Genomic DNA, 1,967 nt, shown 5'->3' with positions numbered 1-1,967 from the left:
TGGGGGGGTTAAACCTTTTTTTTTCCTACCTACCCCCTTTCCCCCCCCCCCCTCCCCTTGCGCCCCCCCCCCGCGCGGCTGGGCCCCCGGGGGGGGCGCACTTCGCCGATGCCGCGGCACTCATCGAGCGCCGGCCGCCGGCCGATCCGCGGTGAACTCCGCGACCTGCCGGTACACGCCGGGCTTCGGTGTACCGAGCGCGGCGACCTGTTTCGCGAGCTGCTGAGCCGCCGGGTCGGCCGAGGTGGCCTTGGCGTCATCGGGGCTCGCCCATTCGGCGATATTGATCACGGTGGACCCGTCGGCGGCGGCCAGCAGCCGTACCGAGACGAACCCGGGCCGATGCCGGATCACCTCCTCGGCGCCCTTGCTCAGCAGTGCGACAACGTCCTGTTGTTTTTCCGGATCGACCTCGATGATGTTGATGAAGGTCGCGGTCATGAGCAACTCCTGTTCGTCGGGGGTCGGGGACTCGCTCGAATCGGTCCCACCACAAGGACGACGCAGCCCGGGAAAATGTCTGGCGGGGGTCACGGCAGACATCTTCAGCGGCTGTGTCGTCTACTTGATATGGACCCCATTCGAGAAGAGAATCCGATGCCAGGTGCACAGGACATTCCGCCGGAACTGCGCGATGTGGCCGACGAGCGCCGCGCGCTGCTCAACCTCGGCTACCGGCTCCTCGGCTCGGTCACCGACGCCGAGGACGCGATCGGGGAAACCTACCTCCGCTGGTACAAACTGACCCCGCAGCAGCGCCGCGATATCGACTCCCCGCTCGGCTGGATGCTGAAAACAGCCGGCCGGATCTGCCTGGATATGCTCGGCTCGGCACGCGCGCGCCGCGAACACTACGTCGGGCAGTGGTTACCCGAACCGCTGCCCGGGCCGGGCCGGTGGACCAGCGGGCGCGCCGGCGACGAGCTCACCGATCCCGCCGACCAGGTGACGATGGACGAATCGGTGTCCATGGCGCTGCTGCTGGTCCTGGATACGCTGACGCCCGCCGAGCGGGTCTCGTTCGTCCTGCACGATGTCTTCCGCTACCGCTTCGACGAAATCGCCGAGATCGTCGGACGCTCCCCGGGCGCCTGCCGTCAGCTCGCCTCCTCCGCCCGCCGCCGGATCCACGGCACTCCCGTCGGCAGCGCCGGCCGGCGCCCACCGGTGGCGCTGGTCGCCACGTTCAAGGCCGCGTGGGAATCGGGCGAGGTGGGCAACTTGCTCCGTGTCCTGGACCCGGAGGCCACCGCCGTCACCGACGGCGGGGGCCTGGTTTCGGCCGCCGCCGAACCGATCACGGGTGCCCACGCCGTGGCCGAATTCCTGCTCGCGGTCTACCGGCGCCAACCCGACCTCGTCCTGGACCACACCGATGTCAACGGAGAGCCCGGTCTCACCGCGCGATCGGGTGCCGGTGGTGAGGTACTCGCCGTGCTCTCGTTCACCACTCGCGGCGACCGCGTCGACCGGATCTGGGTGGTGCGGAACCCGGAAAAACTCGGTCGATGGCGATGACCCGGCGCGCGGCCGGTGATCACCCGCCGGGCGGTGTTACCACCGGCACGGCCATGACACCAGGTTTTCGACCGGTCCGGGGACGACCTCCGCGAGGGCGAACCTCGTCGGCTGCCGTGCCGGTCCGGCACTGTCCGGCCGATGCGAACGCCGGGAGCCGGGAACCAGTCTGATCCGCGCGCCCATCAGGACCGCCGGCAGAAAGTTCATGGCGATCACGTCGGCCCGGGCCAGCGGCAGCGCTATCGAACACACGGCGGCCGCATCGAGATCGAGATACCGCACCGTTTGCCGGGCCAGTACGCCGAGATCGGCGTGCGGGATCACCTCGCACGCGGCAGGGCCACGCGCCCGCGCATACACCAGCGCGATATCGTCGCAGCGGGCGCGGAGATCGCGGAAGGTCAGGGGCTGCTGGGACCGGTGCAGTTCCCAGAGAATGCGTAGCG

Annotated in this window: 3 protein-coding genes; 1 reads left to right on the top strand and 2 read right to left on the bottom strand. The window is 69.3% G+C overall.

Going from position 1 to position 1,967, the window contains the following annotated elements; genetic code table 11:
* Positions 1-120: 120 nt before the first annotated feature.
* A complete protein-coding gene (locus tag QH276_RS00470) occupies positions 121-441 on the bottom strand; it encodes an antibiotic biosynthesis monooxygenase family protein (protein WP_280396724.1) in 321 nt (106 codons plus the stop codon).
* A 156-nt stretch (positions 442-597) separates the two neighbouring features.
* Between QH276_RS00470 and sigJ the strand changes: the two genes are divergently transcribed.
* Positions 598-1,518, top strand: a complete 921-nt coding sequence (sigJ, locus tag QH276_RS00465; protein ID WP_280406544.1) for an RNA polymerase sigma factor SigJ — start codon at positions 598-600, stop codon at positions 1,516-1,518.
* 36 nt (positions 1,519-1,554) lie between these two features.
* On the opposite strand, the gene QH276_RS00460 is transcribed toward sigJ, so the two are convergent.
* Positions 1,555-1,967 (bottom strand): hypothetical protein (locus QH276_RS00460; protein ID WP_280406543.1); only part of this gene is annotated, 413 nt, incomplete at its 5' end.

It is taken from the genome of Nocardia carnea, from assembly GCF_029869215.1.
GTDB classification, from domain to species: Bacteria; Actinomycetota; Actinomycetes; order Mycobacteriales; family Mycobacteriaceae; genus Nocardia; species Nocardia carnea_B.
Note: the sequence above shows the minus strand (reverse complement) of the source record. Positions and strands in the feature narration are given on the sequence as shown.

Coding starts and splice junctions, on each gene's coding strand:
- QH276_RS00470 (WP_280396724.1), bottom strand. CDS start 441: ATGACCGCGACCTTCATCAACATCATCGAGGTCGATCCGGAAAAACAA.
- sigJ (WP_280406544.1), top strand. CDS start 598: ATGCCAGGTGCACAGGACATTCCGCCGGAACTGCGCGATGTGGCCGAC.